Source organism: Psychrobacter pasteurii, from assembly GCF_900162815.1.
In the GTDB taxonomy this organism is placed as follows: domain Bacteria; phylum Pseudomonadota; class Gammaproteobacteria; order Pseudomonadales; family Moraxellaceae; genus Psychrobacter; species Psychrobacter pasteurii.
Genome location: NZ_FUGD01000147.1, coordinates 1 through 3,013, shown reverse-complemented (window position 1 = coordinate 3,013; position 3,013 = coordinate 1). Strand labels below are relative to the sequence as shown.

Genomic DNA, 3,013 nt, shown 5'->3' with positions numbered 1-3,013 from the left:
TATTATCAGTTATATCGAGCTGTACTACAATCAGACGAGGATTCAAAAGGGTTTGGGCTATCAATCGCCAAGACAGGTGTGGTTTGATTATTATCGTCAGGCTGCGTAACTAAAATCTCCCAAGTTTAACTGTACGGAATTGACAGCAGGGGTCAGTTATGCGTTATCTACAAAGATAGATTGGTTAGATAATAGCTCTGATTGGACAGGTTTAAGTGCCGTGGCTATGGTTGAGTCCACTCGTATTATAGGTGAAGATAGCCACACTGAACGGCGTTATTATTTGACCTCTTTGACTGATTTACCTATCGTTGCTCAATATATACGTTCTCATTGGGCAATAGAAAATTCTCAGCACTGGGTGCTTGATGTGACCTTCGGTGAAGACCGCTCGGTAAAGCTTGAGAAGAATGCCCGAAGTAATAAAGCCTTACTCACTCGTACAGCTTTAAATCTACTACGTGATAGAGATGATACTAAACTGTCAGTGAAACGACGCCGTATTAGGGCTTCTCAAAATCTTGATTATCGTGAGCAGGTTCTATTCGGGAGAGTTTTATAGTGCGATTGCCCTGGGTGACAACTATGTTGACAAACACCGCAGGTAAGGTTAGGTTATTATAACGGTGCATTAGTTTGTTATTTATTATAATTTTGAGAAGTTATGGTTGATAGGTGCTCCAAATAAAGGAAGTGAGTTGTATTTGAATGAGCTTTAGGTGATTGTTATATGAAACGATTGAGTACTGTAATTTGTTTATCAGTCGGGATAGTGTGTTGTCAGTATATTGGGTCTGATAATAACAACCACAATAGCAATAATAATATAGATATAAGTTCGCAAGAATTTGGTGAATGTCGCCAGTTGAATACATCTTTTCAGTATACTTCTTTATCCTATCAACCCCAACTAGACAGCTTTCGATTTTTAATTAAGTTTAATGCTAATAAATTACTAGAAACTAATTTACAACGAAATGTTTTAAATGTTGTCACTGTTAATCAGTTACAAAATATAAAACGTCAATTGCAGGTTGCTGATGGTATATATCAGAATGTTTTAGGTCTAACGGCACCTTTAGATAATCCGCGATATCAAAAAGCTCACTTTATTAATGTGAACATGATTGAAGCTCAAAAAGCTTATGGTAGGGCATATGATGAAGTCGTAAAGAATAAAAATGATAAGGTATCCGCTTGTCATATCATAATGGAGCTGAGTAATCAGGTAAATGCAGAACACAATGTAACACCTGCTCATGAGCTTTTTCATATTTATCAAAATAGTGTGATGATGTTCAAGCAAAGTTGGTTAACAGAAGGAACAGCCAGATGGTCTGAGTCATTAATAAAAGAAAGTACGGGTAAAGAGGAGGCGTTACCAGAGACGAAAGAGCAGCTTTTAGAGGTTATGGACTCAAGCTATGGTGCCAGTAAGTTTTGGATAAGACTATTTAGGTTGATAGATCCAAACGATGCGTTTGTGGTTCCTAATTATTTGGATACGATTACCTACTTAAATAATGAGCCTGTTTTACAAGATAATAAAGCTTATGGAGTAACCTTCATAAAGGTCATATTTGATGAATTAAGTAAAGAAAGTGACCATGTTTCAGAATTAAAAGGATGGGATAGGTATGCTTGGAAAGAAAAAGATCAGAAAGACCCCGCTTTAAATCCCTACATATGGAATGCGGTTAAAAGGGCAGTAGCTAAATCTATTCCTTATGAACAACAATCTGAAGAATTAAGAAAATGTATGGAGATAGAGTTGTGAACCGCCCCGGGATTGTCGGAGACTCATTTTTCTGAGAGAATACGACAATGAAAACACGAAACTATACCCCTGAAATGAAAGAGCGCGCCGTCCGTATGCTAATTGAAGCTAAAGACGACTACCCATCCACCTGGTCAGCCATCAAAGCCATAGCGCCAAAGATAGGTTGCACGCCTGAGACCCTACGATCATGGCCATAAAAAGCACATTGATAAAACCATTCCTGCAAATATTCAAGTTCAAAGCCAAGCCGAGCGTATCAAAGAGCTTGAACGTGAGAACCGAGAGTTAAAGCAAGCCAATGAGATTATAAAGAAAGCAGCAGGTCTTGAAGCCCAGGCGGAGCTCGACCGCAAACCCAAGTAATGGTTGATTTTATTGACGACCACAAACAACAGTATGGAGTCGAGCCAATCTGTAGAGTATTACCGATTGCTCCATCCACATACTATCGTGCTAAAGAGCTAGAAGAAAATCCTGAAAAACGTTCACAGCGTAGTCTTCATGACGACTTCTATCTTAATGAGATTAAACGTATTTGGAAGGACAGCAAATGCCGATACGGTGCTCGTAAAGTCTGGAAACAGCTGAAGTCCGAAGGTATACATCCTGCACGCTGCACTATAGAGCGGTTAATGCGTCAGCATGGAATGCAGGGTATTTGGCGAGGTAAAGGTAAGATAACCACTAAGTCTCGTGATGATCAAAAGCGTGCTGATGATTTAGTTAATCGTAATTTCAGTGCACATAGACCTAACCAGCTATGGGTTGCTGACTTTACTTACGTTAAAACATTGAGTGGTTGGGTCTATACTGCCTTTATCATTGATGTGTTTGCTCGCGCTATCGTTGGTTGGAAAGTATCTAATCGTATGAACACCGATATGGTGATGGCAGCGTTAAATCAAGCCATTGCAGACAGAAACAACCTAAAAGACGTGATTCATCATAGTGATCGCGGCGTTCAGTACTTATCTATTCGCTATACTGATAAGATGGCTGATTCTGGTGTCATTGCATCTGTTGGTACGAGCCTATCCCAGACTCTGTGTAACTGCAATTTAGATTAAATGCTTACTAACACGCTCATCGAACATAATCATAAAACGATTAAGAGCAGACGTCCAGTTACGGATAGGCATCGACCACTTTTTAGACGCTTGGCTCGTGGCTAGATAAACAACCTTAAACGCCGCTTGATCAGATGGGAATATCTTACGCTTATTCACAGCGGTA

Annotated in this window: 2 protein-coding genes, 2 pseudogenes and 1 other annotated feature; of the genes and pseudogenes, 3 read left to right on the top strand and 1 reads right to left on the bottom strand. The window is 39.5% G+C overall.

Translation table 11 applies throughout. The annotated features are described in order from the left end of the window. Positions 1 to 139 precede the first annotated feature (139 nt). The 3 genes and pseudogenes from A1232T_RS12610 to A1232T_RS12600 form a co-directional block, all read left to right on the top strand. A complete protein-coding gene (locus tag A1232T_RS12610) occupies positions 140 to 562 on the top strand; it encodes an ISAs1 family transposase (protein WP_143513997.1) in 423 nt (140 codons plus the stop codon). 168 nt (positions 563 to 730) lie between these two features. After that, positions 731 to 1,777 carry a hypothetical protein gene (locus A1232T_RS12605; protein ID WP_077449730.1) on the top strand — a complete coding sequence of 349 codons (1,047 nt, stop codon included), beginning with the start codon at positions 731 to 733 and terminating at the stop codon, positions 1,775 to 1,777. Positions 1,778 to 1,824: 47 nt separating this feature from the next. Then, positions 1,825 to 2,811, top strand: a pseudogene (locus tag A1232T_RS12600) (IS3 family transposase); the annotation flags it as partial. Beyond that, positions 2,101 to 2,217: a sequence feature (AL1L pseudoknot), on the top strand. It overlaps the preceding pseudogene by 117 nt. Positions 2,812 to 2,838: 27 nt before the next feature. On the opposite strand, the pseudogene A1232T_RS14465 reads toward A1232T_RS12600, so the two are convergent. Further along, positions 2,839 to 3,013, bottom strand: a pseudogene (locus A1232T_RS14465) (IS256 family transposase); the annotation flags it as partial.

Excerpts from the sequence above, each read along its gene's own strand:
- A1232T_RS12605 (WP_077449730.1), top strand. The coding sequence starts at position 731 with ATGAAACGATTGAGTACTGTAATTTGTTTATCAGTCGGGATAGTGTGT.